27 protein-coding genes, 1 tRNA gene and 1 riboswitch are annotated in these 26181 nt (G+C 39.2%); of the genes, 9 read left to right on the forward strand and 19 right to left on the reverse strand.

Annotated elements, in window-relative coordinates; all coding sequences use genetic code 11:
• Positions 1–138 precede the first annotated feature (138 nt).
• The 3 genes from PVK70_RS12030 to sodB all read right to left on the reverse strand — a co-directional run bounded on the left by PVK70_RS12030 (position 139) and on the right by sodB (position 2322).
• Positions 139–810 carry an SDR family oxidoreductase gene (locus tag PVK70_RS12030; protein ID WP_130048411.1) on the reverse strand — a complete coding sequence of 224 codons (672 nt, stop codon included), beginning with the start codon at positions 808–810 and terminating at the stop codon, positions 139–141.
• A 214-nt stretch (positions 811–1024) separates the two neighbouring features.
• Complete coding sequence (locus tag PVK70_RS12035; protein WP_130048412.1) at positions 1025–1531, reverse strand: VC2046/SO_2500 family protein; 507 nt, start codon at positions 1529–1531, stop codon at positions 1025–1027.
• Positions 1532–1737: 206 nt separating this feature from the next.
• On the reverse strand, positions 1738–2322 hold the full coding sequence (sodB, locus tag PVK70_RS12040) for a superoxide dismutase [Fe] (RefSeq protein WP_274441497.1): 585 nt from the start codon (positions 2320–2322) through the stop codon (positions 1738–1740).
• A gap of 237 nt (positions 2323–2559) precedes the next feature.
• Here sodB and grxD point away from each other — a divergent pair, with 237 nt between their 5' ends.
• Positions 2560–2895 carry a Grx4 family monothiol glutaredoxin gene (gene grxD, locus PVK70_RS12045; protein WP_130043215.1) on the forward strand — a complete coding sequence of 112 codons (336 nt, stop codon included), beginning with the start codon at positions 2560–2562 and terminating at the stop codon, positions 2893–2895.
• 57 nt (positions 2896–2952) lie between these two features.
• On the opposite strand, the gene PVK70_RS12050 is transcribed toward grxD, so the two are convergent.
• The 3 genes from PVK70_RS12050 to rnt all read right to left on the reverse strand — a co-directional run bounded on the left by PVK70_RS12050 (position 2953) and on the right by rnt (position 6547).
• Positions 2953–4260: a response regulator gene (locus PVK70_RS12050; protein WP_130048413.1), complete on the reverse strand. Its 1308-nt coding sequence runs from the start codon at positions 4258–4260 to the stop codon at positions 2953–2955.
• A 191-nt stretch (positions 4261–4451) separates the two neighbouring features.
• The gene (locus tag PVK70_RS12055) at positions 4452–5780 is read right to left on the reverse strand and encodes a Na+/H+ antiporter family protein (RefSeq protein ID WP_130048414.1); all 1329 of its coding nucleotides are present in this window, start codon (positions 5778–5780) and stop codon (positions 4452–4454) included.
• A gap of 98 nt (positions 5781–5878) precedes the next feature.
• On the reverse strand, positions 5879–6547 hold the full coding sequence (gene rnt / locus PVK70_RS12060; RefSeq protein ID WP_165367192.1) for a ribonuclease T: 669 nt from the start codon (positions 6545–6547) through the stop codon (positions 5879–5881).
• 201 nt (positions 6548–6748) lie between these two features.
• On the opposite strand from rnt, the gene motY reads away from it, so the two are divergent.
• Complete coding sequence (gene motY, locus PVK70_RS12065) at positions 6749–7627, forward strand: flagellar protein MotY (protein WP_130048416.1); 879 nt, start codon at positions 6749–6751, stop codon at positions 7625–7627.
• A 57-nt stretch (positions 7628–7684) separates the two neighbouring features.
• Here motY and PVK70_RS12070 read toward each other — a convergent pair whose 3' ends face one another.
• The 10 genes from PVK70_RS12070 to PVK70_RS12115 form a co-directional block, all read right to left on the reverse strand.
• On the reverse strand, positions 7685–8122 hold the full coding sequence (locus tag PVK70_RS12070; protein WP_207216102.1) for a DUF2753 domain-containing protein: 438 nt from the start codon (positions 8120–8122) through the stop codon (positions 7685–7687).
• A gap of 145 nt (positions 8123–8267) precedes the next feature.
• Entirely contained in the window at positions 8268–8684 is a 417-nt protein-coding gene (gene gloA, locus PVK70_RS12075; protein ID WP_130048417.1) for a lactoylglutathione lyase, read from the reverse strand.
• Between the two features lie 59 nt (positions 8685–8743).
• Positions 8744–9379, reverse strand: coding sequence for an endonuclease III (nth, locus tag PVK70_RS12080; RefSeq protein ID WP_130043221.1), 636 nt, complete (start codon positions 9377–9379; stop codon positions 8744–8746).
• A gap of 18 nt (positions 9380–9397) precedes the next feature.
• Positions 9398–10084: an electron transport complex subunit E gene (locus tag PVK70_RS12085; RefSeq protein WP_130048418.1), complete on the reverse strand. Its 687-nt coding sequence runs from the start codon at positions 10082–10084 to the stop codon at positions 9398–9400.
• The gene (gene rsxG, locus PVK70_RS12090) at positions 10084–10716 is read right to left on the reverse strand and encodes an electron transport complex subunit RsxG (RefSeq protein WP_130048419.1); all 633 of its coding nucleotides are present in this window, start codon (positions 10714–10716) and stop codon (positions 10084–10086) included. The genes PVK70_RS12085 and rsxG overlap by 1 nt, the downstream gene beginning before the upstream one ends.
• Positions 10717–10720: 4 nt before the next feature.
• Positions 10721–11776, reverse strand: coding sequence for an electron transport complex subunit RsxD (gene rsxD, locus PVK70_RS12095; RefSeq protein ID WP_130048420.1), 1056 nt, complete (start codon positions 11774–11776; stop codon positions 10721–10723).
• A 2-nt stretch (positions 11777–11778) separates the two neighbouring features.
• Entirely contained in the window at positions 11779–14148 is a 2370-nt protein-coding gene (rsxC, locus tag PVK70_RS12100) for an electron transport complex subunit RsxC (RefSeq protein WP_130048421.1), read from the reverse strand.
• A gap of 3 nt (positions 14149–14151) precedes the next feature.
• Complete coding sequence (gene rsxB, locus PVK70_RS12105; protein WP_130048422.1) at positions 14152–14733, reverse strand: electron transport complex subunit RsxB; 582 nt, start codon at positions 14731–14733, stop codon at positions 14152–14154.
• A gap of 2 nt (positions 14734–14735) precedes the next feature.
• The gene (rsxA, locus tag PVK70_RS12110; RefSeq protein ID WP_065591551.1) at positions 14736–15317 is read right to left on the reverse strand and encodes an electron transport complex subunit RsxA; all 582 of its coding nucleotides are present in this window, start codon (positions 15315–15317) and stop codon (positions 14736–14738) included.
• A 144-nt stretch (positions 15318–15461) separates the two neighbouring features.
• Positions 15462–15537, reverse strand: a tRNA-Asn gene (locus PVK70_RS12115).
• Positions 15538–16016: 479 nt separating this feature from the next.
• Between PVK70_RS12115 and uvrB the strand changes: the two genes are divergently transcribed.
• From uvrB to PVK70_RS12130, 3 genes are all read left to right on the forward strand, one after another.
• On the forward strand, positions 16017–18047 hold the full coding sequence (gene uvrB / locus PVK70_RS12120; RefSeq protein ID WP_130048423.1) for an excinuclease ABC subunit UvrB: 2031 nt from the start codon (positions 16017–16019) through the stop codon (positions 18045–18047).
• A 301-nt stretch (positions 18048–18348) separates the two neighbouring features.
• Positions 18349–19776, forward strand: a complete 1428-nt coding sequence (luxO, locus tag PVK70_RS12125; RefSeq protein ID WP_130048424.1) for a quorum-sensing sigma-54 dependent transcriptional regulator LuxO — start codon at positions 18349–18351, stop codon at positions 19774–19776.
• A 14-nt stretch (positions 19777–19790) separates the two neighbouring features.
• Positions 19791–20135, forward strand: coding sequence for an Hpt domain-containing protein (locus tag PVK70_RS12130; protein WP_130048425.1), 345 nt, complete (start codon positions 19791–19793; stop codon positions 20133–20135).
• On the opposite strand, the gene yvcK is transcribed toward PVK70_RS12130, so the two are convergent.
• Positions 20132–21010: a uridine diphosphate-N-acetylglucosamine-binding protein YvcK gene (gene yvcK, locus PVK70_RS12135; RefSeq protein ID WP_130048426.1), complete on the reverse strand. Its 879-nt coding sequence runs from the start codon at positions 21008–21010 to the stop codon at positions 20132–20134. The two genes, PVK70_RS12130 and yvcK, sit on opposite strands and share 4 nt — an antisense overlap.
• A 256-nt stretch (positions 21011–21266) precedes the next feature.
• Positions 21267–21414: riboswitch (molybdenum cofactor riboswitch) on the forward strand.
• Between yvcK and moaA the strand changes: the two genes are divergently transcribed.
• From moaA to moaE, 4 genes are all read left to right on the forward strand, one after another.
• Positions 21403–22392, forward strand: coding sequence for a GTP 3',8-cyclase MoaA (moaA, locus tag PVK70_RS12140; protein ID WP_130048427.1), 990 nt, complete (start codon positions 21403–21405; stop codon positions 22390–22392). (Overlaps the previous riboswitch by 12 nt.)
• Positions 22393–22404: 12 nt before the next feature.
• Positions 22405–22884 (forward strand): cyclic pyranopterin monophosphate synthase MoaC, encoded by a 480-nt coding sequence (moaC, locus tag PVK70_RS12145; RefSeq protein ID WP_060990564.1) that lies wholly within the window; start codon positions 22405–22407, stop codon positions 22882–22884.
• The gene (gene moaD / locus PVK70_RS12150) at positions 22881–23126 is read left to right on the forward strand and encodes a molybdopterin synthase sulfur carrier subunit (RefSeq protein WP_130043232.1); all 246 of its coding nucleotides are present in this window, start codon (positions 22881–22883) and stop codon (positions 23124–23126) included. The genes moaC and moaD overlap by 4 nt, the downstream gene beginning before the upstream one ends.
• Position 23127: 1 nt before the next feature.
• Positions 23128–23574, forward strand: a complete 447-nt coding sequence (gene moaE, locus PVK70_RS12155) for a molybdopterin synthase catalytic subunit MoaE (protein ID WP_045101690.1) — start codon at positions 23128–23130, stop codon at positions 23572–23574.
• Between the two features lie 106 nt (positions 23575–23680).
• On the opposite strand, the gene PVK70_RS12160 is transcribed toward moaE, so the two are convergent.
• Positions 23681–24646, reverse strand: a complete 966-nt coding sequence (locus PVK70_RS12160) for an alpha-L-glutamate ligase-like protein (RefSeq protein ID WP_130043233.1) — start codon at positions 24644–24646, stop codon at positions 23681–23683.
• A gap of 3 nt (positions 24647–24649) precedes the next feature.
• Positions 24650–26158 (reverse strand): inactive transglutaminase family protein, encoded by a 1509-nt coding sequence (locus PVK70_RS12165; RefSeq protein WP_130048428.1) that lies wholly within the window; start codon positions 26156–26158, stop codon positions 24650–24652.
• Positions 26159–26181 lie beyond the last annotated feature (23 nt).

The following is a 26181-nucleotide window of genomic DNA, read 5'->3' on the forward strand; positions in this document are numbered from 1 at the left end:
TAGTATTTTGAAAATATGAGAACAATAAAAACCACCTTACTTAAGGTGGTTTTTTTATGCCTAGGATATTTTACTTACTGTGATTGGTATAAGCCCAATGAAAGGAATTAGATATCAATAGGTTGTGTTTGATTGGTATTACGCAGTGGCCTCAATAATACGGCCATTGAAATAGTCATTCTCTAATATGTATTCAGTGTTTTTTATCAACTCTTGATTGATTAAATTTACGTTAGAGTCTGATAGTAAGCTAGAAAGACAAGGAGTGACTCCACCAACTCTAATATTAAAAGGATTTAATTCTTTAGCCCAACTCTTTGTTAGACCTGCGAGCAATGAAGCTGAATGACCTAGTTGCTGAACTTGTGGTGAAAATTTCTGATACCCTAAATTAATGATCACGCCTTCTTTATTATGGTCTCTCATATGGTTCGCGGCATATTGGCCATAAGAAAATAAGCTTTCAGTTAATTCAATTAGCTGAGAAGGAGCATCATGTTGTTGATGTGAAAACAAGCTTGGTAGGGCAATATCAGTATAGTTGTTGATCAATACATCGATTCCATTGGTAAATGTTTCATCAATGGAATGGAATAAATCATGAATACTTTGCGTTGATTGGTCTTTTAATTCGTAACTAATAACATTTGGGTTTAATTGATCACAGAGTCTATGTGTTTCGTGTAACTGATAGTGATCTGAATCGGCAATAATAAGGGACGCACCAAGTGAGGAAAAATGACATGCAATAGCTCGGCCCATAAAATTACCAGCAGATGTGATCAGAATAGTAGAATGTTCAATTTGCATAGCATTCCTCCCTCAAAGCATTTCACATTGTTGTTAAATAAAAGTGCTTTAATAATGGGATAGAAATATTACATCTGCTGTGAGCTTGGCTAGAAATGGAGATTAAATTGTATTCAATTATCTAATTTATGCACTAACTCACATAAATCATGTGAATAATGCCTTGCTGGAGATAATAAATAATGATGTCTGAACAAGAACAGAGAGCGGCAGATTAAACGTATAAATTCATTTCTGAATGACGCTTAGCAGTTACCAACTCATTATAAAGATCTTGAGGGATAGCATTGAAGATTTCATTACCTGATTCTAGTTGGCGACGTTGATGACCAGATAGGTTGTGATACACGTCTTCTGGTAGGTCGTGGGTATCTTGTGGCATATAAGCCATGGCATCAGGGGCTAGTCCATGTAATAGTTTTGCACTTGCTAAACCACCATTATGAAATTGGTTTGCTTGTGAAGCGGCGCGAGAGTAGCTTTCTTCATTACTACGTAAAATCTGAGCGTCAGCTAATTGAAAGCGTTGACGAAGCAGATCTTCTGTAACTTTTTTCTCATCTATTTTTTCAACAGGTGTATTTTCACGTAAGTCATTAGACAGTAAAGACATCATTAAGGCGAAATCTGCACGGCGACCTGCTTCCATAGCATGGTTTAGGTTTGAACCGTATTGAATTTCACTGATTAACTCGGCTTTATCTAAAGTATGTACTTTCATGAATCAATTCCTCTTGATGATAAATACTTATCGGAAAAGAATTCAAAAACTTTAGTCTTTTTAGGAAAAAAATTGCCGTTTTTTTAATTAATAGCGTTAAGTGGCAAAGAGTTACCGTTAATAATGAAGGATAAAAAAAAGGTCAGTATAAATACCGACCTTTTTGGTTGAAAGTTAGCCGAAATGATACGGCAACTTCAAATGAATTATTTTGCTAGGTTTTCTTCTACGAAAGACCAGTTTACTAGAGCCCAGAACGCACCCATGTAATCAGGACGAACGTTACGGAAATCGATGTAGTAAGCGTGTTCCCATAGATCAACAGTTAGAAGCGGTGTAACGCCTTCTTCTGTTAGTGGAGTACCTGCATTTGATGTATTAACGATAGCTAGAGAGCCGTCAGCGTTCTTAACAAGCCAAGTCCAAGAAGAACCAAAGTTGTTGATCGCAGAATCTGTGAATTGTGCTTTGAATTCTTCAAAAGAACCAAATGCAGCATCGATAGCAGCAGCTACAGCGCCTGTTGGTTGACCACCAGCGTTTGGAGCTAGGCAGTTCCAGTAGAACGTGTGGTTCCAGATTTGTGCTGCGTTATTGAAAACACCACCAGTAGAAGTCTTAACGATCTCTTCTAGTGTTTTGCCTTCAAATTCAGTACCTGGGATAAGGCCATTAAGCTTAACAACATAAGTGTTGTGGTGCTTACAGTGGTGGTAATCTAAAGTCTCAGCAGAGATATGTGGTTCTAATGCGTCTTTTGCGAACGGTAGAGCTGGTAATTCAAATGACATTGCTCATGTCTCCATGTTGTAAGAGGTCTACGCCTCACTAATATTCCAAAAAATATACACTCAACTGAATGTAGAATTTATTCTGACTTCGCTCTGATTCTAGCAAGTTTTGATTTTATTAAAAGAAAAAGTGGATAATTTTCAATAAATAATACCACCACAAATATTAGGTATTTTTTTCTGAGTGCATAAGAAGTAGAATGAATACAACTTAGTGTCGACCCATTAGAGGATACAATGGAAACTATCGATAAGATCAAACAACAAATTGCTGAAAATCACATCATTCTATACATGAAAGGCTCACCTAAGCTTCCAAGCTGTGGTTTTTCATCTCAAGCTTCTCAAGCACTAATGAACTGCGGCGAGAAATTTGCTTATGTAGATATTTTACAAAACCCAGACATTCGTGCTGAGCTGCCAGCATATGCACAATGGCCTACTTTCCCACAGTTATGGATTGAAGGTGAATTAATTGGCGGTTGTGACATCATTTTGGAAATGTTCCAAAAAGGTGAGCTTCAGCCATTAGTTAAAGAAGCTGCTGAGCGTAATGCTCCTGCTGCGGAATAAGATCATCTAATTCGTTAGATTGATATAAAAAAACCACGTATTGCTACGTGGTTTTTTTTATATTTTTGCCTTTTCAAAAGCAAGAGCTTGTAACTTAGCTAAGGGGGATTTCCCTTCCTTCAGTTTACGTAGCCATTTTTCTTCAATGATTTCTTTTTCGTCATCTAAACGCATTTCGCAATAAACTAAGTAAACAATATAAGCGGTTTCGTAATCGGTAATATCTGAAAGTTGAATATCAGAGATTAAGCGGTTTGCTTCACCGTATCGGTTCATTTTTAATTGCCATAAAGCGGATAATGCTCGTTGCGCAGCAATGCAAGGTATGCCACGTAAGCGCCCTTTTAATTTTGCACTGACTCGTTGCCATGAACTTTCAGGTGACCAGTCTTGTAACGTTTCTTCTGATGCAAGAAAAAGATCACCCCATGCGGCCATTGCTCTTTTTCCTGCAGAGTCAAATGCAGAATTTGGCAATAAATAAGCGTATTTAGTGAGTAAGTCGAATGCATCGTATCGTTCTCCTTTTGCAAGAAGAGACCAAATGAGGTGACTGAATCTTAAATACGAGTAGGGTGCAAGTTCAAATCCTTTTTTCCAGTAACGAGCAGCAATAGATAAGTTATCTCGGTTAAACGCTATTTGAGCTTTTAAATCAAGCAAACGTAAGCTACTGGTTTCATTTTTTGGTAATAATGAATCGACTAACTGGTTAGCGTTATCAAAATCATTTTGTGCGATATAGATTTCTGCTTGTTGGATTTCAGCTTCAATCGACTCTTTAATTATTGATAGTAAAGCTTTATTCACGCTCAACGCTTCTGACAGTCGGTTCACTTTGATGAGGCGAGATGTCAGTTTAAGCATTGAGTCTTTAAGAATGATTTTATTTGGTGCTTTGAATATAAGAGGTTTAACACCAGCGAGCCCATCTTTTGTATAAGCGGCAATCATCCCCATCGCGAATTGACGTTTTACTAAATCATGGTTAATAACCTTGATAATTTCTTCTGGGCGAATTGGCTTTTGGATATACTTTTCAGGGACATAATCGGTATATGCTAATTCAATTTGTGGATCTTCATTACCAGTTACGACATAGACCAGAGTATTGTCGGTAATCAATCGTAGTAGACGTAATTGCTCTAACATTTGAAGACCAGTACTGCCATGGCCAAGGTTATGATCAACAAAAAGGACATCGAATTTTTTTTGTTTACAGTTACCTACAGCTGCACCTGCTGTTGGGCAGCAAGCAATGTTATTCGTCGGGACACCAATACGACTGAGTAATGCACGGATTGCATTTTGGATAACAGTACTGTCGTCAATGATGAGAAAAGAAGAGAGCTTAATTAGTTTCATAGAAAATAGACAGGTCGTAACTAGACAGTGCAAGAGTATAGCAACAGTCTTACTTAAATATAGAAAAAAGAACGAATAGCTGAGTAAAAATATTTGATATTAATGCAAAAAACGACAGGGTTAACTGTCGTTTTATATCGATTAACATTAATTCTGCAACAATAATATAACTACTAGGCAGTATTAATCAATTAAAGCACCATTGCTGCAATCCAACCAAATACGATTAATGGCAGGTTGTAGTGTAAGAATGTAGGTACTACGGTTTCCCATACGTGCTCATGTTGGCCATCTGCATTTAGCCCTGACGTTGGACCTAATGTAGAATCTGATGCAGGGGAGCCAGCATCACCTAGAGCAGCAGCAGTACCAACCAATGCAATGGTTGCCATTGGCGAAAAGCCAAATGCTACGGCAAGAGGTACATAGATGGTTGCAATGATCGGAATAGTTGAGAACGATGAACCAATCCCCATGGTTACTAATAAGCCAACAATCAGCATTAATAATGCCGCTAATGGTTTATTGTCACCGATTGAAGTTGATAATGATTCTACTAGGATTTCAACGCCACCTGTTGCTTTCATTACCGCAGCAAAACCTGCAGCTGAGATCATAATGAAGCCAATCATAGCCATCATGTGAACACCGCGAGTAAAGACATCTTGAGTTTCTTTCCAAGCGATAACACCGCCAAACGTAAACACCATAAATCCGGCAAGTGCCCCAACAATCATTGAACCAGTTGCTAATTGAACGGATAACGCAGCAATAATAGCGACAATTGATATTTGGATATGTCGCTTATTAAACGTAGGTGCCGCATTGGTTGCCTTCATTGTTGTATTATCAACATCAGCATAAGTTCGAGGCTTACGGTAAGAGATAAATACAGCAATTAGAAGCCCAGTTACCATACCTAAAGCAGGCAGAGCCATTGCTAAAGGAACTTGGCTAGCAACAACATCGAGATTATTGTCATGCAGATTTTTTAATAAAATATTGTTTAAAAAGATGCCACCAAAACCAACAGGCAGGATCATGTATGGTGTAACTAAACCAAAGGTTAGTACACAAGCAATTAAACGTCGATCAAGCTTTAGTTTATTAAATACTTGGATCAGTGGCGGGATTAAGATTGGGATAAACGCAATATGCACAGGCACAACGTTTTGCGATGAAATCGTAATTAATAATATTAAGCAAAGTAAAAGGTATTTCACGCCAGTAGCAGCATGAAGATTATCTTTTGCGTTAATACGTTTTATAACACTGTGAGCTAATAAATCAGTCACGCCAGATTTTGAAATAGCAACAGCAAACGCACCAAGCATAGCGTAGCTTAATGCAATTGTTGCACCGCCACCTAAACCACCTTCAAATGCTGAAATAGTCTCAGATAATGATAAACCACCCACTAATCCACCGATTAATGCACTGAACGTTAAGGCAACGACAACGTTAACTCTAAGCAAAGCGAGAATAAGCATTACTGAAACAGAAAGAATGATTGGATTCATTTTGTTTAGTTTCCCTGTAAATGTTGTGTAGTTATACCAATAGATAAATAAGCATAAAATGTATGTCTACTTTCTGATTGGTACTAGCAGATAGCCAATTAATTATTATTAGTATTTTCTTCTTCGGTTTCAGGCACTAGTGGCCATCCACCAAGATCTTTCCATTTATTTACGATATGACAGAATAATTCAGCGGTCTTTTCTGTATCGTAAAGTGCTGAATGGGCTTCTTTTCCATCAAAATCAATGTTTGCAGCTTTACATGCTTTAGCTAATACGGTTTGCCCCAGTGCTAATCCACTGATCGCCGCTGTATCAAATGTGCAGAAAGGATGAAAAGGAATACGTTTTAATTTTGCTCGTTCAGAAGCTTCCATCACAAAGCTGTGATCAAAATTAGCATTATGAGCGACCATAATTGCTCGGCGGCAATCATGCTGTTTCTGCTCTTTTCGGATTTGTTTGTAGATTTCTTTTAAAGCGATATCTTCTGTAACCGCGCCACGTAATGGACTGAATGGGTCTCGGATACCATTAAATTCTAGTGCTTCTTTCTCAAGATTAGCACCTTCAAATGGCGAAACATGATAATGAATTGTACTGGCTGGCTTTAAGTAACCTTCTTCATCCATTGCAAGGGTGACAGCACAAATCTCAAGTAAAGCATCAGTTTTTGAATTGAAGCCAGCGGTCTCAACATCAATAACGACAGGGAAATAACCACGAAATCGGTTTTTTAATAAATTATGTTGCTCTACTTCAGTCATCATTCGGTACGTAAGAAAATGTTGCCGCTATTATTGCAGATTATCGTTAGCATAAAAACTGTAAATAAGGTGTGATGAGGATATATTTATTGAAGATAAGTGATGATAAATAAAATACAGAGCAAAAATGAGTATTATTGGTCTAAATTTTGCTTAATTAAGCTTATCGTCAACGGCATGACTCCAATAGATTTAGGTATTATGAAAAAAACACTTTTTACTTTAGCCCTGCTAGTAAGCTCATTGACTGCAACATCTGCATTAGCCAATAAGAACTATGTTGCTAAGCCTGAGCAATCAAAATGGGTAATGCTAGAGAATTCGCCATTAGAATGCCGTTTATCTCACAATATTCCAAATTATGGAAATGCAGAATTTTCATCGTTCGCTAATAAAAAGATGAATCTGGATTTTGAACTAAAAATGAACCGTCCAATGGGAGAGACTCGCTCAGTTAATTTGGTCTCTATGCCACCGCGTTGGACTCCTGGCGAAAGCGCCGATTCAATGACAAATTTGAAATTTTTCAAACAATTTGATGGTTATGTCGGCGGTACGACTGCATGGTCAATGTTGGCTGAATTAGAGAATGGACGTTTTCCTACCTTTACTTATGCCGATTGGCAGAGTCCTAAGCAGTTGATTGAGGTTGCACTTTCTCCAGTTGTATTTCAAAACACATACAACGTTTTTAGCATGTGTATTGCTAATTTGTTGCCTTATAGTTTTGAAGATATTTCATTTACTATTCTACACTTTGATAAAAACAGTGATGAATTAAATAAAGCATCAAAAAAACGTTTATCTCAAATAGCAGACTTTATTAAATATACTAAAGATGTCGATTTAGTATTAGTAGCGACTTACACTGATTCTAGTGGTGGAAAAAATGTTAACCAACAAGTGTCTGAACGACGCGCATTAAAGCTACAAAACTATTTTGAATCGATTGGTTTACCTACTGATCGCATTCGTGTTCAATCTTATGGTGAGCGTCGTCCTATTGCTGATAATGCAACACCAATCGGTAAGAATAAAAACCGTCGAGTTGTTATTTCTTTAGGTCGAACAATAATTTAATCGGTGTAATTTTATCGAGTAACTCATTTAAGGTGTCTATTACAATAGGCACCTTTTTTATTGTAGTTTAAAACTCGCAATTAACTCACATTGAACTGTAGTATCAATGTGTTGAATATGTTTTGCAATTTCTGGATTAGGGTGACGTTTCATAAATTCTAAAAGGGCACTTTTACAGCAACCTAAGTTAGAAACGAAAGATTCACAATCATTTTTGGGGCATTGTGGTACAAGAGTGAGAATTTTTTCTGCAGCAATTTCTAAATACTTTAGCTCAAAATTATTGTCATTTTGGCTTCGCCAGAATTGAGCTAAATTATGACAAGAGATAACCGTGATGGTTACTTGATCAACGAGACTAGCTTCATTGCGCTTTGTGAGTTCCTCTGAAATGGCAAAGGCCTGTTGATAATGAAGAATGGTACGCCAGAAGTCTTTATTCTTAAAAGACTGTTCAGCTAATATAGTGTGTTTTTCCCATAGTTCTATCATGATATTCCCTCAATTGGTGTTCTTTCAATTATTATGCAAGCACTCTAATTGAGAATTGTTATCATTAAAAGTGTGAGGTATAAAAAAACCTGCTTAGATCGCAGGTTTTATTCAATAGAGTATTTAGTATCTTAATTAAAGTAAGGAGTTATCCTTCTAAACCAGCTGAAGCACTTTTATTCTGGATAAGTTCAATCATGTAGCCATCAGGGTCTTTCACAAACGCAATGTGTGTTGAACCACCTTTTACAGGGCCAGCCTCACGAGTGACGTTACCACCAGCCGCTTTGATTGCATCACAGGTTTGGTATACATCATCAACACCAATGGCAATATGACCAAAAGCCGTACCCATATCGTATTCTTCAGTGCCCCAGTTATACGTTAATTCGATCACTGCACCTTGAGATTCATCACCGTAGCCAAGAAAAGCTAACGTATATTTGTACTCTTCATTCGTGTTTTGACGAAGAAGATCCATACCCATTACTTTGGTGTAAAACTCGATTGATTTATCTAAATTACCCACACGGATCATCGTGTGTAAAATGCGTCCATTAGCCATTGTTTTGCTCCAGTTTTTTGCTTTTATTCAAACCTAAATAATTGATAGGTAGGTAGTATTTAAATATCTGTTTTTTCTTTGAACTCACAGAGATCTTCTATCATGCAACTGCCACAGCGAGGTTTACGTGCAATACAGGTATAGCGACCGTGCAGAATAAGCCAGTGGTGTACATCAAGTTTGAACTCTTTAGGTACCACTTTAAGTAATTTCTTTTCTACGTCGTTAACGGTTTTTCCCATTGCCAGCTTTGTACGGTTAGAGACACGATAAATATGAGTATCTACCGCAATGGTTGGCCAACCAAAGGCTGTATTTAGAACGACATTTGCCGTTTTGTGCCCAACACCAGGTAGAGCTTCTAGCGCGTCTTGATCTTCTGGGATCTCACTGTCATGAAGGTCAATCAACATCTGGCAAGTCTTGATAACATTAACGGCTTTGGTATTAAATAAACCAATGGTTTTAATGTAAGTTTTTAATCCGTCAACGCCTAAGTCTAAGATTGCTTGAGGCGTATTTGCAACAGGGTATAATTTACGCGTCGCTTTGTTTACGCTGACATCGGTAGCTTGTGCTGATAGCAAAACAGCGATCAATAATTCAAACGGCGTAGACCATTCAAGCTCAGTTTGAGGATGTGGGTTATCGGCTTGTAAGCGTTCTAATATTTCTCGGCGTTTTACATTATTCATACCGCTCAATGTCCTTATTTATGATACTCGTGCGCGTTCAATTTTTTCTTTTTCTTGTTTTGGTTGACGATCCGCTAATTTTTTATCGATAACATTCTTTATCGCAATAAGAAAACCGACACCTAAGAAAGCGCCTGGAGGAAGCATGGCTAATAGGAAATGGCTATCGACATGAAATAGTTCAATACGTAATACTGTCGCCCAATCACCCAATAATAGATCCGCACCATCAAATAGCGTGCCGTTACCAAGTACTTCACGCATTGCACCTAATAGGACAAGCACTGCTGTCATACCTAACCCCATCCATAACCCATCAAGAGCTGCAGGTACAGGATCATTTTTAGAGGCGAAAGCTTCTGCACGACCGATGATAATACAGTTAGTTACGATAAGAGGAATAAAGATGCCCAGTGATAGATATAGACCATAAGCATATGCATTCATTAATAATTGAACACAGGTTACTAGTGAGGCAATAATCATCACAAAAACAGGGATACGGACTTCTTGTGGGATCCATTGGCGAACTAATGAAACAATTAAGTTAGATCCAATAAGAACTAAGGTGGTAGCAATACCTAATCCTAGCGCATTGGTTACCGTTGCCGAAACCGCAAGTAAAGGACAAAGTCCCAGCAGCTGAACTAGGGCAGGGTTGTTATCCCATAAACCATTTTTGATTAGTTCTTTGTTAATTGCCATTAGTTAGCCTCACAATTTAGAGGAAGAGTCTGCAACTCATCTTGATGTGTTTTATAGAACCATACCGCTTTTTTAACTGCTTTTACAACTGCGCGAGGTGTGATGGTTGCCCCTGTAAATTGATCAAATTGGCCCCCATCTTTTTGAACAGCCCAGCTTTTATCTTGAAAATTATCAACAGTTTTTCCTAAAAACGCATCAACCCATCGAGTGATACGAATATCTATTTTATCGCCTAAGCCCGGTGTTTCTTGATGGGACAGTACACGAACCCCTGTTACCATCGCATCAGAGTCGACACCAACAATAATCTTAATTGCACCGCTATAACAATCTGGTGCAATAGCTTCTATAGCTGCACCTGAGTGCTTACCATTTAGTGACGCTAAATAAATAGGCATTGGTTGTTCAGTACCTAAAGCTTCTGGATTTTTAACTAAAACACAGGCTTTATAAAGCTGGTTGTCATGTTGTGCCTTTGGTACTACTTGATTAAGTGTAGACAGCAGTTGTTGTTGCTGCTGATAGGCAATTTGATCTTTTGTTAATGCAAAAGTAATGGTTACTAATGCTGTAGAAGCAATTGCAAAAAGCGCCAGAACAAGGCTGCTTTTTTTCATAGTATTAAGCATTGTCTTATCCTTTTTTATGGCCGTATGTTCTTGGTTTGGTGTAGTAATCAATCAAAGGAACACACATGTTGGTTAAGAGGACAGCGAAAGCCACGCCATCAGGGAAACCGCCCCAAGTACGGATGATATAAACTAATGCCCCAATAAGTGCACCATAATATAAGCGGCCTTTTGGTGTTGTTGCTGCCGATACGGGATCGGTAGCAATAAAGAAAGCCCCAAACATAGTGGCGCCAGAAAACAGGTTAAACAGTGGCGATGTTGCTGTATCTGGTGAAAATAGAGCAAATAAACTACTGATCACAAAGAGGCTAGCTAAAAAGCTGACAGGAATGTGCCAATGAATGACCCGTTGTTGTAGAAGGAAAAGGCCACCCAATAAGAAGCCTATATTAACCCACAACCACCCTAATCCAGCAAAACCATTGAAGATAGGTGAAGATAAAACTTCAGAAGTCGTCAGTCCTGATTTTAATCCCGTTTTTAAGGTATCTAATGGGGTAGCCATTGTCATACCATCGACATTCATTGTTAATTGATGGACAGAAAAACCATCTTGATTTAACCCACTCAGGATCAGCCATACTGAATCTGAAAAGCTAATCGTCTCTGTGAGCAATTCCTTGACGGGTAGCCAAGTTGTCATTTGTACAGGGAAAGAGATCAACAAAACAACATAGGCAGCCATTGCTGGATTAAATAGGTTTTGTCCTAACCCACCATATAGGTGCTTAGCAATAACAATAGCAAAAACAACACCAATAACAGTTACCCACCAAGGTGCCAGTGGTGGAATGGCAAGTGCCAGTAATAGACCTGTTAGTAGTGCACTATTATCACTAAGGTACGGTTTTAGTGGGCGCTTTCGACACTTTAAGATGAAAGCTTCTGCCGAAATTGCTGTGATAATCGCAATAAATACCTGTAAGAAGGTGCCCCAACCAAAAAAGTAGGTTTGAGCAAGTAATCCAGGAATTGTTGCTAACGCCACCATTCTCATGATGGTTTTTGTGCTCTTTTTACTGTGGGCATGTGGTGAGCTAGTGATAAAAAAGGCCACTTTTACTCTTCCTTATTGTTATTTTCTTGTGCTGCTTTGCGAGCTTTAGCGCGTGCAATGGCAGCAGCGACGGCTGCTTTTTTCGGGTCTACTTTTTCTTCAGGTTCTTGAGTTTCAATATCTGCTTCAGTAGATGCTTCTGTTGTTTCCTCTGCTTGTGCCGCTTTACGAGCTTTAGCTCGTGCAATGGCAGCAGCGACAGCCGCTTTTTTCAGGTCTACTTTTTCTTCAGGTTCTTGAATTTCAATATTTGCTTCAGTAGATGCTTCTGTTGTTTCCTCTGCTTGTGCCGCTTTACGAGCTTTAGCTCGTGCAATGGCAGCAGCGACAGCCGCTTTTTTCGGGTCTACTTTTTCTTCAGGTTCTTGAATTTCAATATCTGCTTCAGTAGATGCTTCTGTTGTTTCCTCTGCTTGTGCCGTTTTACGAGCTTTAGCACGTGCAATGGCAGCAGCGACAGCCGCTTTTTTCGGGTCTACTTTTTCTTCAGATCCTTGAGTTTCAATATTCGGTTCAGTAGATGTTTCTGTTGTTTCTTCTGCTTGAGTCGCTTTACGTGCTTTAGCTCGAGCAATCGCTGCAGCAACGGCGTCTTTCTTATCCGTAGAACCTGCAGGTGTTGCTTCTGAATCATTAGTTTCAGCGGCAAGTTTGGCTTTTCTCTCTCGTGCTTGCTGTTTACGCTCTTCACGTAATTTCATCATCTCAGAGTTATCTGGCTCGTCAGAATTAGCTTTTGCGGCTTCTGCTTGTTTGGCTTTAGCGCGAGCAATGGCAGCGGCAACTGCTGGTTTTGGTGTTGCTACGCCTGATTTTTCGGCTGCTTTTTGCGCTTTTACTCTTGCGATAGCCGCTGCGATAGCATCGTTTCCAGAACCATCAGGCTTTTCTGCTTTCATCTCTTTACGGCGATTTTCTGCAGCAAGCTTAAATTTGTTTTCACGCTCTAATTTATCACGCTCCATTCGAGCATTTTTTTCTTCAAATCGAACTTTTGCACGATCTGCTGACAATGCATCTTGCTTGCGAGCGTATATTTCAGACTTTGCTTGGCGATAATATTGTACTAATGGAATTTCACTTGGACAGACATACGCACAGGCACCACACTCAATACAATCAGATAAATTATATTCTTCACATTTATCAAACTCTTCTGATTTGGCATACCAGTACAGCTGTTGAGGCAGTAATGAAGAAGGACAAGCATCAGCACAGCTACTGCATCGAATACAGGCCATTTCATGATTATAAAGAGGGAGCTCTTTTCTATCTGGGGTAATAATGCAGTTGGTGATTTTAGTGATTGGGATCTGTTGATGAGGCAGAGTAAAGCCCATCAGCGAGCCCCCCATAATAATACGAGGGTGCTTTTTATCTGCTTTATAACCGACAATATCCATTAGATACTGAACATTGGTTCCTAAGCGAACCCAATAATTACCAGGGTTATCAATACTATTACCAGTAAGAGTAACAACACGCTCAATCAGAGGCTCTGCATTACAAATAGCACGTTTAACCGCAAAAATAGTGCCCACGTTTTGCATAATAACGCCAATATCAGTTGAGCGTCCGTTAGCGGGAACTTCTTTACCAGTTAGAATCTTAACCAGTTGACGTGAACTGCCTGATGGGTACTTTGTCGGAATAACACGAATGAGAATATTATCGTGTTCTGACACTTCAGCATTGAGTGCTTTTATTGCATCAGGCTTATTGTCCTCAATAGCAATAATGACTAATTTAGGCGTTAAGATGTGCTGTAAGATTTTAATACCAGTAACGATTTCACTCGCATAATCTTGCATTAAACGATCATCGGCCGTGATGTATGGTTCACATTCCGCCGCATTGATGATTAAAATATCAGCTTTGCCGACACCACTCTGTAATTTACGGCTAGTAGGGAAGCCTGCGCCTCCCATACCTGAAATACCTGATTGACGAATACGCTCAATAAGATCGATAGGATCTTCATTTAAAAAATCAGTAATTGGTTCACGATTATCAAGCCATTGATCATTGCCATCGGTTTCTATAACAATACAAAGATCGGTTAAGCCTGATGGATGCGCGACTGTTCGTGGTTCTATCGCGACAATTTTACCAGAGGTTGGGGCATGAATGGGCACACACATAGCAATATTACCTTGTGTGAGCGGTTGGCCTTTTAATACGCTTTGACCAACAGTAACAAGAATGTCACCTTTACCACCAATATGTTGCTTTAGTGGCAAGACTAACTCAGAAGGGAGTCCTGCTTGCTGAATGGCGTTACGTGTAGAGATAACTTTATTTTCAGCGGGATGGATACCACCATGAAAATCCCAAAGTTGACCCTGTTTAATTTTCTCGATAATGGACAACATGGGTTACTGCTCCGATGCTTGAGAAGGCTTATCTGCCGGAAGATTAACAACAGGGATACTTTGTAAGTCCCATTTCCAGTTATCAGGCGTTGTGCTGACAGGTATCATTTCAATACAGTCGGTTGGACATGGAGCAACACACAAATCACAGCCGGTACATTCGGCTTCAATAACGGTGTGTAATGCTTTTGTTCCTCCCACGATGGCGTCAACTGGGCAGGCTTGAATACACTTAGTACAACCAATACACATGTCTTCATGAATGAAGGCTATTTTTTTTACATTCACAACATCATCGTCTGAGGTTGGAACATCAACTCCCATGAGATCGGCAAGCTTTTCGATCGTTGCTTGACCTCCGGGAGGACATTTATTGATGATGTCTCCATTAGCAATGGCTTCAGCATAAGGCTTACATCCAGGGTAACCACATTGACCACATTGGGTTTGGGGAAGAATGGCATCAATCTGTTCAACAATTGGATCGGATTCAACTTTAAATTTGATTGACGCAAAGCCTAGTATTAAACCAAATACTAAGGCGAGTGCGGCAATAGCAATAACAGCAATAAGAATTGAACTCATGTTTATAATTTCACTAAACCAGTAAAGCCCATAAAGGCCAAAGACATTAAGCCTGCAGTGATCATAGCAATAGAAGCGCCTTTAAAAGGAAGGGGCACATCGGCTGCTGCAATTCGTTCACGCATAGCAGAAAAGAGAATGAGTACTAATGAAAAACCAACGGCTGCACCAAAACCATAAATAATAGACTCAATGAAATTATGATTTTCAGTGACATTAAGTAATGCAACACCAAGAACGGCACAGTTAGTCGTGATTAACGGAAGAAAAATACCAAGAACACGATATAAAGTAGGACTGGTTTTATGCACGACCATTTCGGTGAATTGAACAACAACGGCGATCACAAGTATGAAACTCATGGTTCGCAAATATTCGATGCCAAGAGGCGCTAAAATGTAGGTTTCAACAAGATACGAACATACTGAAGCGAGCGTTAGGACAAAAGTTGTCGCAAGCCCCATTCCAATTGCACTTTCCAGTTTTTTAGATACGCCCATAAATGGACAAAGACCTAAAAACTTAACCAGTACAAAGTTGTTCACTAAAACAGTACCAACAAGTAGTAACAGATACTCAGTCATGCCAATGATTTTTATGATAATAGATGATCTGGTTATTATCGGCCTTTAAGCGCGTGATAACAACCTTAGAAAGAATAGGTTTTTAAATTTTAGGTAAAAAATAGACAAAAAAAAACCTCGTCATTTAGACAAGGCTTTAGAATTTGGCTCCCTTTGCTGGACTTGAACCAGCGACATACGGATTAACAGTCCGGCGTTCTACCAACTGAACTAAAAGGGAATCGTTGTACGGCAGTGATATTAGCTACTCAAAAATAAACTGTCAATAGTGATATAAAAGAAAAAATCATTTGATTATTTTATCGACAGAAAGATTATTTTGCATAAAAAATTATTGACATCAACGCCAGACTATATCTATCAATGCTTGTGGGTAGTTATCCACTAAAACTGTGGATAAGTGTGTTAATGAAACTATATTAACTCTAGCAAAGTCAGATATATCGGGGCTTTCAGGGGAGTCCTCAGATTAAAATGGTTGTTTTGCATATATTAAATCAATAACTTAAATGCTGATTGTTTTTTGATTATACAATTTGGTTGATATTTAACCGAGAGATGGGTTTAGATATTATTTTGTGTGTATTTTGACCGCTATTGGGGAAAACTTTTCTCATTAAAGAGTTTATATAAATCCGTAGATGGATTTGGTAGGGTATGTTCTTCTTAATATCATTGAGTCAATCTGGAGTGCTCATCATGGCTAATGCGTATGAATTAATTTCCAATTATCAGCCTGCAGGAGATCAGCCTGAAGCCATTAAAACCTTAAGTGAAGGGTTAGAGAATGGTTTAGCCCATCAAACCTTATTAGGGGTAACAGGTTCCGGTAAAACATTTACGTTAGCAAATGTGATTGCTCAATCAGGGCGACCAACAGTAATTATGGCTCATAATAAAACATTAGCCGCTCAACTGTATGGTGAAATGAAGGCATTTTTTCCAAATAATGCGGTTGAGTACTTTGTCTCTTATTTTGATTATTATCAGCCAGAAGCTTATGTACCAACAACAGATACCTTTATTGAAAAAGATTCTTCAGTAAATGAGCATATTGAGCAAATGCGTCTTTCTGCAACTAAAGCTCTTTTAGAGCGTAAAGACGCCATTATTATCGCTTCGGTTTCCGCTATTTATGGTCTTGGTGATCCTCAAGCGTATTTAAGTATGATGCTTCATTTGCGACGTGGCGATGTCGTTAACCAGAGAGACATCCTACGTCGTTTGGCTGAACTGCAATATAAACGTAACGACATGGCCTTTGAGCGCGGTACTTTTCGTGTTCGTGGTGAAGTTCTTGATGTTTTTCCTGCCGAATCTGAACATGAAGCTATTCGCATTGAATTATTTGATGATGAAGTCGAGCGTATTAGTAAGTTTGATCCATTAACCGGTTCTATCATTACTAAAGATATGCCTCGTTGTACTATCTATCCTAAAACGCATTATGTAACACCAAGAGAAAAAGTATTAGAGGCCATAGAACAAATAAAGATAGATCTTGCTGCGCGTCAAAAAGAATTATTAGCGAATAATAAATTAGTAGAAGAGCAGCGTATTACACAGCGAACTCAGTTTGATATTGAAATGATGAACGAGTTGGGTTTCTGCTCTGGTATTGAAAACTATTCACGTTATTTAAGCGGCCGTCCAGAAGGAGAAGCACCTCCGACCTTATTTGATTATCTTCCAGATGATGGATTATTAATTATCGATGAATCGCATATTACGGTTTCGCAAATTGGAGCCATGTATAAAGGCGACCGCTCGCGAAAAGAAAACTTAGTCGAGTACGGGTTCAGGCTTCCTTCTGCATTAGACAATCGACCTATGCGTTTTGATGAGTTTGAAGCATTGGCACCACAAACAATCTATGTATCAGCAACGCCGGGCAATTATGAAATTGAAAAATCTGGCGGTGAAATTGCGGAACAAGTAGTTCGCCCAACAGGACTTCTTGATCCACTCATTGAAGTTCGCCCAGTAGCAACACAGGTAGATGATTTATTATCCGAAATACGACTTCGAACAAAAGTGGGTGAGCGAGTATTAGTGACTACTCTGACTAAGCGTATGGCGGAAGATTTAACTGAGTATCTAGATGAGCATGGCGTGAAGGTACGATATTTACACTCTGATATAGATACTGTCGAGCGCGTCGAGATCATTCGTGATTTGCGTTTAGGTAAGTTTGATGTGCTGGTTGGTATTAACTTGTTACGTGAAGGCTTAGATATGCCAGAAGTGTCTCTTGTTGCGATTCTAGATGCAGATAAAGAAGGCTTTTTACGTTCAGAGCGTTCGTTGATCCAAACGATTGGCCGTGCTGCTCGTAACTTAGAGGGCAAGGCGATTTTATATGCGGATAGAATCACAGGTTCAATGGAAAAAGCCATTGGAGAAACAGAAAGAAGACGGGAAAAACAAATTCTACATAACAAGGCGTTAGGTATTGTACCAACAGCACTGAAAAAAGACGTAGCGGATATTCTTGAACTTGGGGATATGACTAAGAATAAGCGTAAGGTGGTGGCACCGAAAATGAAGTTATCTGAGGTGGCTGAAGAAGGAGCGAATTACCTGTCAATGACACCACAGCAACTAGAAAAAGAAGTGCAAAAACTAGAAACTAAGATGTATCAACACGCAAAAGATCTGGAGTTTGAATTGGCCGCACAAGTAAGAGATGAAATAGATGTATTAAAAAAACAATTTATCTCAAATAGTTAGTGATAGTTTTGTAAATAGGAATTTTGGGCAAAAAAGAAGCCAACCGCAATGTCCCGGTTGGCTTTATTGTTCATGTGAAAGTAAATTTCACTAACAACGTCAGTTGGCTAGGTGACCCTTTGGCTTAAAGGGTCACTATACATATAGCAGGTAGCGTGCCAACTTTTTCAACAGCAAAAAGTGGACTCTCAGGTCTAAAAAATAAACAAAATAACTAAATTTTCGCATTTTGCAATTTGATATTCGCATTTTGAAATTGCATAATGCGAATATTGTGTTTTTTGTTACTTAATGGTGGCTCATGCTAAAGAAATATTTATTAATGGTTGAGGATACCGCTTCAGTAGCAGCTTTATATCGCTCTTACCTTAATCCCTTAGGTTTCGATATTGATGTTGTTGCTAAAGGGGGGGATGCTATTGTAAAAATTGAAGAAAGAACCCCTGATCTAGTTTTACTTGATTTGCGTTTGCCTGATATGACTGGCTTTGAAGTATTAACAGAGATTAGAAAAAACAGTAAAGATATTCCTGTGGTTTTAATGACGGCTCATGGTTCTATTGATGCTGCAGTTGAAGCAATGCAATTGGGCGCTCAGGATTTTTTAATTAAACCCTGTGAGGCTGACCGATTAAGGGTTACCGTAAATAACGCACTTCGACAAGCTCAAAAATACCAAGATGAAGCAAAAGGGAGTTCAAATAAAACCAATAAACAATACCAAGGTTTTATTGGGAGTAGCTCTCAAATGAATAAAGTGTATCGAACGATTGATTCTGCAGCTTCGAGTAAAGCGACTATTTTTATTACTGGTGAATCCGGTACAGGTAAAGAAGTGTGTGCAGAGGCCGTTCATGCTGCAAGTAAGCGCTATGAAGGCCCTTTTATTGCGATAAACTGCGCGGCAATACCAAAAGACTTAATAGAAAGTGAGCTGTTTGGTCATGTTAAAGGTGCATTTACTGGTGCTTCCGTTGATCGAAAAGGTGCAGCAGAACAGGCCGATGGGGGTACACTTTTTTTAGACGAATTGTGTGAAATGGATTTGGATTTACAGACCAAACTATTACGTTTTATTCAAACAGGTACATTTCAAAAAGTAGGCTCTTCTAAAATGAGCCGAGTAGATGTTCGTTTTGTTTGTGCGACGAATAGAGATCCGTGGCTTGAAGTCCAAGAAGGGCGGTTTCGTGAAGACCTTTATTATCGACTTCATGTTATCCCACTGACTTTGCCACCGTTGCGTGATCGTGGCAATGATATTATAGAGATTGCCCACTCTATTCTTGGCCATTTTTCAAATGAAGAAGGACGTGAATTTATTACTTTTAGTCCAGAAGTCACTGAAAGGTTTTTGCATTATGATTGGCCTGGTAATGTCCGTCAGTTACAAAATGTCATTAGAAACGTAGTGGTATTAAATAGAGGTAAAGAAGTCGAACTATCGATGCTTCCACCACCATTGTCCATTGAGCCTAAGATTGGTTCAAATATTGCATCAGTAGAAGACATAAGTAGTGATCTGGCTGCGCATAATAATACGGAAAGTGTGTTTTATAGTCTTAGTGGGGATAGTCGTGATGGCATTGTTCCATTGTGGCAATCAGAAAAGAAGATCATTGAATCTGCAATTGTTCTATGTGATGGAAATATACCGCAGGCAGCTAAATGCTTAGAGGTCAGCCCATCAACGTTATATAGAAAATTACAATCATGGAATAAAAAATAACAGAGGACGCTACTGTGAGTCAGTATATAAATCAAATAGCGGTGAATCAATTAGTCCAAGAAGTTGGAGGTGAGAATGTTCCTTTTCTTTTTGGTATTTTTTGCGACGAATTAGATGAGTTTATTGATACGCTTACTACTCAGCCTGAAATTGAGAAGGTAAGAGAGATAAGTCACTGCTTAAAAAGCAGCGCAGGTAGCTTTGGTGCTGATAAGCTGGCAATGATGGCTATTCATATTGAAGAGAAAGCAAAGACAGAGCAAAAAGAGTGGATCGAGCGCAATATCTCCGAATTTGTCAATATTGCGCGTGGAACTGAATTGGCTTATCGTGAATTATTAATGAAACAAGCGTATTAATCCAATAAGTTGATTATGGCTTGTTTTAGTTTATCTCTATCGTGTCGCCAGTCATGATTCAGCGACGCTAAATCTGTGGTTTTACAATCGTATTCTTGTTGTAATTCCACTAGTTCTTTATCGGTTAAGATGACGTCCACTTTTCTTCCTAAACAAGCACGCTCACACCATTCAAGCATCATCTTGTGATCCATTTTTCCTGCTGGACCAAACTCTTTTGATAAGTTGTCAATAAAGACGACCTTCGCGGTATTATTTTCTCCAATAGCTTTGCCTAATCCAGTCAACAGCAGTGGTGGCATGATACTGGTTAAGAAACTTCCAGGACCTAATAAAATTAAATCAGCTTTTTTCACCGCCTCAATGGCTTCGAATGTAGCAGGAACTTCTGGGTCTAAAAAAAGACGTAAAGGAAGTTCACTCATCTCATCAATATTGGTTTCACCAGATATTTTACGTAAATCAGCCGTTAATGCGCCTAAATCAGACGGGTGTTCAGACATTGGGATTATTTGTGTTTCTACTTTTAGCATGTCACGAATAAGATTGATGGCATCTAAAGGGCGAACGCTAAGGTTATCTAATGCGGTGAGCATTAAATTTCCAAGATTATGACCGTGTAATTCACCTTGTCCTTTAAAGCGGTATTCAAACATCATTGAGCTGATAGATGGGTCAGTAATTAGCTGATTTATACAGTTACGGGTATCTCCCCATGCAATACCCCCTTGGCACTCTCTAATTCGGCCTGTTGAGCCACCATTATCAGTGGTGGCAACGATTCCCGTAGCATTTTTACCAAAATCACTTAATGCAGCAAGTACACGGCCTAAGCCATGTCCGCCTCCGATAGCAACAATTTGATGTTCATTCATAACATTTACTTTATTCGAATTAGTATTACTTTCAGTGTCGTGGATCTAGAAAGTGAGAACAAGCAATCATTATGTAAATGCTGAATTAATCACAGTTTGAAGACTGAATAAGCGCATAAAAATAACATTAATCAAACAAAATAGAGAAATTTCGAAGAAATATGAAAAAAATTGGAAAACCACAGAAATATTGAGTATTTTAATAAGAGCGCCAACTTAATCATTAGCGATGGGGTAATCTATTGTCGATTAGGTTTGGTTGCCATAACTCCGAGCTCAAGCTGCTAAGTTGTTTTTAAGAAGCACTCAATATGTAGCGTGAGCCAGTGACAATTCGGTCACAAGGGTTTGTTTGGAAATGAACAAGCCTCCCGTGTTTGGAAAGGTGTTCCGTGGCGAAACAATTCGAAGATAATTTTAATCGTAAGTTTTATTACTTACGGTTGTCGATTACAGACGTCTGTAATTTTAAATGTACTTATTGCTTACCTGATGGTTATCGACCAGAAAATGGCAAGCGAGAGTCCTTCCTTGAGCTTGATGAAATCAAACGTACGGTGAGTGCGTTTGCCCGTTGTGGTACGTCAAAAGTACGTATTACAGGCGGAGAACCAAGCCTGCGTAAAGATTTTACTGAAATCATTCGTACCGTAGCGTCACAGCCAGGCATAACCAAAGTCGCCACTACGACTAATGGTTACCGTATGGAAAAGCATGTTGCTGAATGGCGAGAAGCAGGCCTTACGGATATTAATGTTAGTGTTGATAGTTTAAATCCCAATATGTTTTATCAGATCACAGGTGAAAATAAATTTGCCGACGTTATGGCTGGTATTGATAAGGCAATCGAAGTGGGCTTTAAGCAGGTAAAAGTGAATACTGTTCTACTTAAAGATCTTAATAGCACCGAATTACCTCTATTTTTAAAGTGGATTCAAACTCGCCCAATTCAATTACGTTTTATTGAATTGATGCAAACGGGTGAAATGAACGATCTATTTAAAAATCATCATCAGTCTGGTGTGTCTATTCGTAATCATTTAATTGCTAATAATTGGATATTGAAGCCACGCGGTGAAAGTGATGGCCCAGCTCAAGTCTTTACTCATCCTGATTATATGGGCGAGATTGGTTTGATCATGCCGTATGAAAAAGATTTTTGCCAAAGCTGTAACCGACTACGTGTATCAGCAAAAGGCAAATTACATATGTGCTTGTTTGGTGATTATGGCGTCGATTTACGTGAATTACTGCAAGAAGATACACAACAAGATGAGTTGATCCAACGTATTCAAACTCAGCTAGATAATAAGGCGGAAGGCCACTTTTTACATGATGGCCACGCTGGAATGACCCCACACTTAGCCTCTATTGGCGGATAATAAAGAAGAATTATGTCAAATTTTACTCATATTAATGCCTCTGGTGAGGCGAACATGGTTGATGTTTCAGCTAAGCAAGAAACAGTACGAGAAGCGCGCGCCGAAGCATTTGTTCATATGGCTCCAGAAACGTTAAAACTGATTGTTTCAGGCTCTCACCATAAAGGTGATGTGTTTGCGACAGCTCGTATTGCTGGTATTCAAGCAGCTAAAAAAACGTGGGATCTTATTCCACTGTGCCACCCATTACTGCTAACTAAAGTTGAAGTTCAGCTTGAAGCGATTGAAGCAGAAAACATGGTTCGTATTGAATCTGTGTGTAAATTAGCGGGTAAAACAGGCGTTGAGATGGAAGCATTAACAGCGGCATCGGTTGCGGCATTAACCATCTATGATATGTGTAAAGCGGTTCAAAAAGACATGGTTATTGGTCAGGTTCGTTTATTAGAAAAGACGGGCGGTAAATCTGGACATTTTAAGGCAGACGCATGATTACAGTATTATTTTTCGCACAAACAAAAGAGTTAGTAGGTACTGACAAACTTGAGTTAACAGGCGATTACGCAACTGCCGAAGAGATCCGTGAAGAGTTAAGTAAAAAAGAAGGCAAATGGGATTTAGCACTAGAGAAAGGCAAATTACTGGTTGCTATTAATCAAACGATTTCAAGTTTAGATTCAGCAGTTGCTGACGGTGATGAGGTTGCTTTCTTCCCACCAGTGACAGGTGGTTAATATGATTTCAGTTCAAGAGCATGATTTTAATGTTGGAGATGAATATCAATTATTAGCAGAAGGAACCGCTGCGGGTGCAGTGGTTACTTTTATTGGTAAAGTTCGAGACATGAACCTTGGCGATGATGTGACAGGGCTGTCTCTAGAGCATTACCCAGGAATGACCGAAAAGTCTCTTAACGATATTGTTGCACAAGCCAAAGCACGTTGGCCATTACTTAAAGTGAAAGTGATTCACCGAGTAGGGGACTTAGAACTTGGTGATCAAATCGTCTTTGTTGGTGTATCAAGTGCCCATCGTGGTGCTGCGTTTGATTCGTGTGAATTCATTATGGATTACTTAAAAACCAATGCACCGTTCTGGAAAAAAGAACGAACAACTAAAGAGGTGCGTTGGGTTGAATCAAGAGATACAGATAAATCAGCGGCGCAACGCTGGGAAAAGTAATTCCTTAATAGTAAAAGAATAAAGAATAAAGAATAAAGAATAAAAAAGGGAAGAGAGCATATGCTTTCTTCCCTTTTTCTATTTAGATTGAGCGAGTGACAGTTTGTTATTTATTATAAATACCAAATTGCTCCATCGCATAAGCAACACGTGCTTCTGGGGTTGGGTAAGGGACGGTTTCTTCCAAGCTCTCAATATGTTTTAAGCGAGGCAGTAGCCCTGTACCATTCGCTATTTGAATCGCTAAACCTGGACGAGCATTAAGTTCAAGCACCATTGGTCCATACACTTTATCTAAAACCATATCCGTTCCCATATAGCCTAAGCCTGTCATTTCCCATGCACTTGATGCAAGAGTTAGCAGTTTATGCCAATGTGGAACCTCTAAGGTACTTAATAGCTTGCCAGTATCAGGGTGCTTTTCAACAGGTAAGTCAAACTGTACAGCACGTACAGCTTTACCTGTACCAATATCAATCCCTACACCAACCGCACCTTGGTGCAAGTTAGCTTTACCATCAGAGTCAGTGGTTGATAAACGCATCATCGCCATGACAGGGTAGCCTTTAAATACAATAATTCGTACATCGGGCACGCCTTCGTAACTGAAGCCATCAAACACATCATCAAATTGGATCAAGTTTTCAATCATTGCCACATCATTTTTTCCACCAAGGGAGAAAAGACCTGCCAATGTATTGGTAATGTGACGTTCCACATCTTGTTTATTTGCTTCTGCGCCAGAAGGTTTGTAATACACACCATCTTTATGAGAAGTAATAACTAAAATACCTTTACCGCCACTGCCTTGGGCTGGTTTGATAACAAACCCAGGCCAATCTTTAACGATATCGTGAATGTTTTTTACTTCAGCTTGGCTGTCTATCACCCCAATAAGCTTAGGTACCGTAGCCCCAGCTTTTTCGGCAATAATCTTAGTTTTTAATTTATCATCAACTAATGGGTATTTACTGCGGTCATTGTAACGGCCAATGTAGCTGCCGTTACGCTGATTCATTCCCATTATCCCTTTCGCTTTTAGTTTTGACGGAGACGTAAATCTACTAAACATAAGTTAGTCCTCCGCTAAAGGCTTAAAGCGGCGAAGCTCACTTAAACGGTAGCCCGTGTAGTTACCAAGCATTAGGATAACCGCTAGGATAATTAGCTGAACACCAATAAAGTTAAACGTTAAATGCTGTACAAATGGGTTTGTCATTGCGATATAAATCAAGATTGCAGTTAATAATGAACCACCACCTTGTGTCGCCACTTCTTTCCAACCTTCTTCTTCCCAAAGGATAGACATACGTTCAACCGTCCAAGATAGAATAATCATAGGGAAGAAAGTAATACTTAACCCAGCGGTTAAACCAATCTTAAAGGCAACAATCGTGAAGATTGAGATGATCATAATGACGGTGATTATCACCGCGGAGATCCTTGCTACCAGAAGTAGGTTGAGTTTAGATAAGTAACTACGAATAACCAAACCAGTACCAACAATCAGTAAGAAACCGACAATACCAGTGACTAGTTGAGTTTGTACAAAAGCAACAGCAATAAGTACTGGCATGAAAGTACCAGAGGTTTTTAAGCCGACAATAACTCGTAAGAAAACAACCATTAACGCACCAATAGGAATAAGCATGATGGTTTTAAACATCGATTGCTCTTCAAGAGGTAAGCTATGGATAGAGAAGTTTAATAAGTTATCTGCTTCTACTTTTTTCTCGGTTGCCGCTGTTGGTGATATTTCTTGTGCAATCATTGAGAAGTTAATTTGGCTGTTTTTACCGCCAACAACATCTAATAGAGAGACATTGGTTTCATCCCAAAGCAGTAAGTTCGTAGGTTGGCCTTGCTCACCCGTCTCAGGATTGAATAGTTGCCACTTTTCACCATTCCATACTTCAACCATGTGTTGTACAGATTGGCGACGACGCCCATCTTCTAACCAAAGAGCGCCTACGATTTTATTATGAATCGCTTCATAGCTTAATAATTTAGAAACGGCTTGGACTTTGGTTAAGTCATTTAGAAGTAAAGAGGCATTTTGATTATCAGGATCATTAAATTGCTTAATTAGTTCACGAGTTAGTGTAATGTCATCAGAAGAACGAGCTCTTGCTTGATCTAATAATGAGATAGCTGCAGCTTCGTGTGGACCCTCAAAAGTAACCGCTTCTGGTTTTTCTGATTTCGGTGGCTCAATGGTCGCTTCTGCGAATGGGTCAACTAAAATTTGAGTCTTATAATAAAGGGTTTGTGGCCCGTCGGCTTGGCGAATAGTCCATTCGGCACGGCGTCCATGCTCTGTTGTTAAATAAGCAATACCATAGCCTGGAGAAGATGCACTCTCATCGACAATAGTAAAGCCGGCTTGGTTTTGCGGGGCAGCCATAGATACTTTTACTGGTTTATTGACTGCATCAAATTGAATTCGGGCTTCTACATCCCAAACTTGGCTTCTTTCACCGGGTGTCCAAGGTACTCCGTATGAGTCATGGCGTAACCAACTTAATGTAAGCCCCGCGATAATTAATAGCGAAATAAGAAAATAAAAAGGCACTCTTGATGGCATAACGTCCTCGTTGTAATAGCATA

The sequence above is a fragment of the Aliivibrio sp. A6 genome (assembly GCF_028765505.1).
Taxonomy (GTDB): Bacteria; Pseudomonadota; Gammaproteobacteria; order Enterobacterales; family Vibrionaceae; genus Aliivibrio; species Aliivibrio finisterrensis_A.

What these genes read in the sequence shown, in the direction of transcription:
- PVK70_RS12160 (WP_130043233.1), bottom strand. Translation starts at nt 24,646, where the DNA reads ATGTTTAGTAGATTTACGTCTCCGTCAAAACTAAAAGCGAAAGGGATA.
- gloA (WP_130048417.1), bottom strand. Translation starts at nt 8,684, where the DNA reads ATGGCTAATGGACGCATTTTACACACGATGATCCGTGTGGGTAATTTA.
- PVK70_RS12035 (WP_130048412.1), bottom strand. Translation starts at nt 1,531, where the DNA reads ATGAAAGTACATACTTTAGATAAAGCCGAGTTAATCAGTGAAATTCAA.
- yvcK (WP_130048426.1), bottom strand. Translation starts at nt 21,010, where the DNA reads ATGAATGAACATCAAATTGTTGCTATCGGAGGCGGACATGGCTTAGGC.
- PVK70_RS12165 (WP_130048428.1), bottom strand. Translation starts at nt 26,158, where the DNA reads ATGCCATCAAGAGTGCCTTTTTATTTTCTTATTTCGCTATTAATTATC.
- rsxC (WP_130048421.1), bottom strand. Translation starts at nt 14,148, where the DNA reads ATGTTGTCCATTATCGAGAAAATTAAACAGGGTCAACTTTGGGATTTT.
- nth (WP_130043221.1), bottom strand. Translation starts at nt 9,379, where the DNA reads ATGAATAATGTAAAACGCCGAGAAATATTAGAACGCTTACAAGCCGAT.
- PVK70_RS12085 (WP_130048418.1), bottom strand. Translation starts at nt 10,084, where the DNA reads ATGGCAATTAACAAAGAACTAATCAAAAATGGTTTATGGGATAACAAC.
- motY (WP_130048416.1), top strand. Translation starts at nt 6,749, where the DNA reads ATGAAAAAAACACTTTTTACTTTAGCCCTGCTAGTAAGCTCATTGACT.
- sodB (WP_274441497.1), bottom strand. Translation starts at nt 2,322, where the DNA reads ATGTCATTTGAATTACCAGCTCTACCGTTCGCAAAAGACGCATTAGAA.
- PVK70_RS12050 (WP_130048413.1), bottom strand. Translation starts at nt 4,260, where the DNA reads ATGAAACTAATTAAGCTCTCTTCTTTTCTCATCATTGACGACAGTACT.
- PVK70_RS12055 (WP_130048414.1), bottom strand. Translation starts at nt 5,780, where the DNA reads ATGAATCCAATCATTCTTTCTGTTTCAGTAATGCTTATTCTCGCTTTG.
- moaC (WP_060990564.1), top strand. Translation starts at nt 22,405, where the DNA reads ATGTCAAATTTTACTCATATTAATGCCTCTGGTGAGGCGAACATGGTT.
- rnt (WP_165367192.1), bottom strand. Translation starts at nt 6,547, where the DNA reads ATGACTGAAGTAGAGCAACATAATTTATTAAAAAACCGATTTCGTGGT.
- moaD (WP_130043232.1), top strand. Translation starts at nt 22,881, where the DNA reads ATGATTACAGTATTATTTTTCGCACAAACAAAAGAGTTAGTAGGTACT.
- uvrB (WP_130048423.1), top strand. Translation starts at nt 16,017, where the DNA reads ATGGCTAATGCGTATGAATTAATTTCCAATTATCAGCCTGCAGGAGAT.
- rsxB (WP_130048422.1), bottom strand. Translation starts at nt 14,733, where the DNA reads ATGAGTTCAATTCTTATTGCTGTTATTGCTATTGCCGCACTCGCCTTA.
- grxD (WP_130043215.1), top strand. Translation starts at nt 2,560, where the DNA reads ATGGAAACTATCGATAAGATCAAACAACAAATTGCTGAAAATCACATC.
- moaE (WP_045101690.1), top strand. Translation starts at nt 23,128, where the DNA reads ATGATTTCAGTTCAAGAGCATGATTTTAATGTTGGAGATGAATATCAA.
- PVK70_RS12030 (WP_130048411.1), bottom strand. Translation starts at nt 810, where the DNA reads ATGCAAATTGAACATTCTACTATTCTGATCACATCTGCTGGTAATTTT.
- rsxA (WP_065591551.1), bottom strand. Translation starts at nt 15,317, where the DNA reads ATGACTGAGTATCTGTTACTACTTGTTGGTACTGTTTTAGTGAACAAC.
- luxO (WP_130048424.1), top strand. Translation starts at nt 18,349, where the DNA reads ATGCTAAAGAAATATTTATTAATGGTTGAGGATACCGCTTCAGTAGCA.
- rsxG (WP_130048419.1), bottom strand. Translation starts at nt 10,716, where the DNA reads ATGCTTAATACTATGAAAAAAAGCAGCCTTGTTCTGGCGCTTTTTGCA.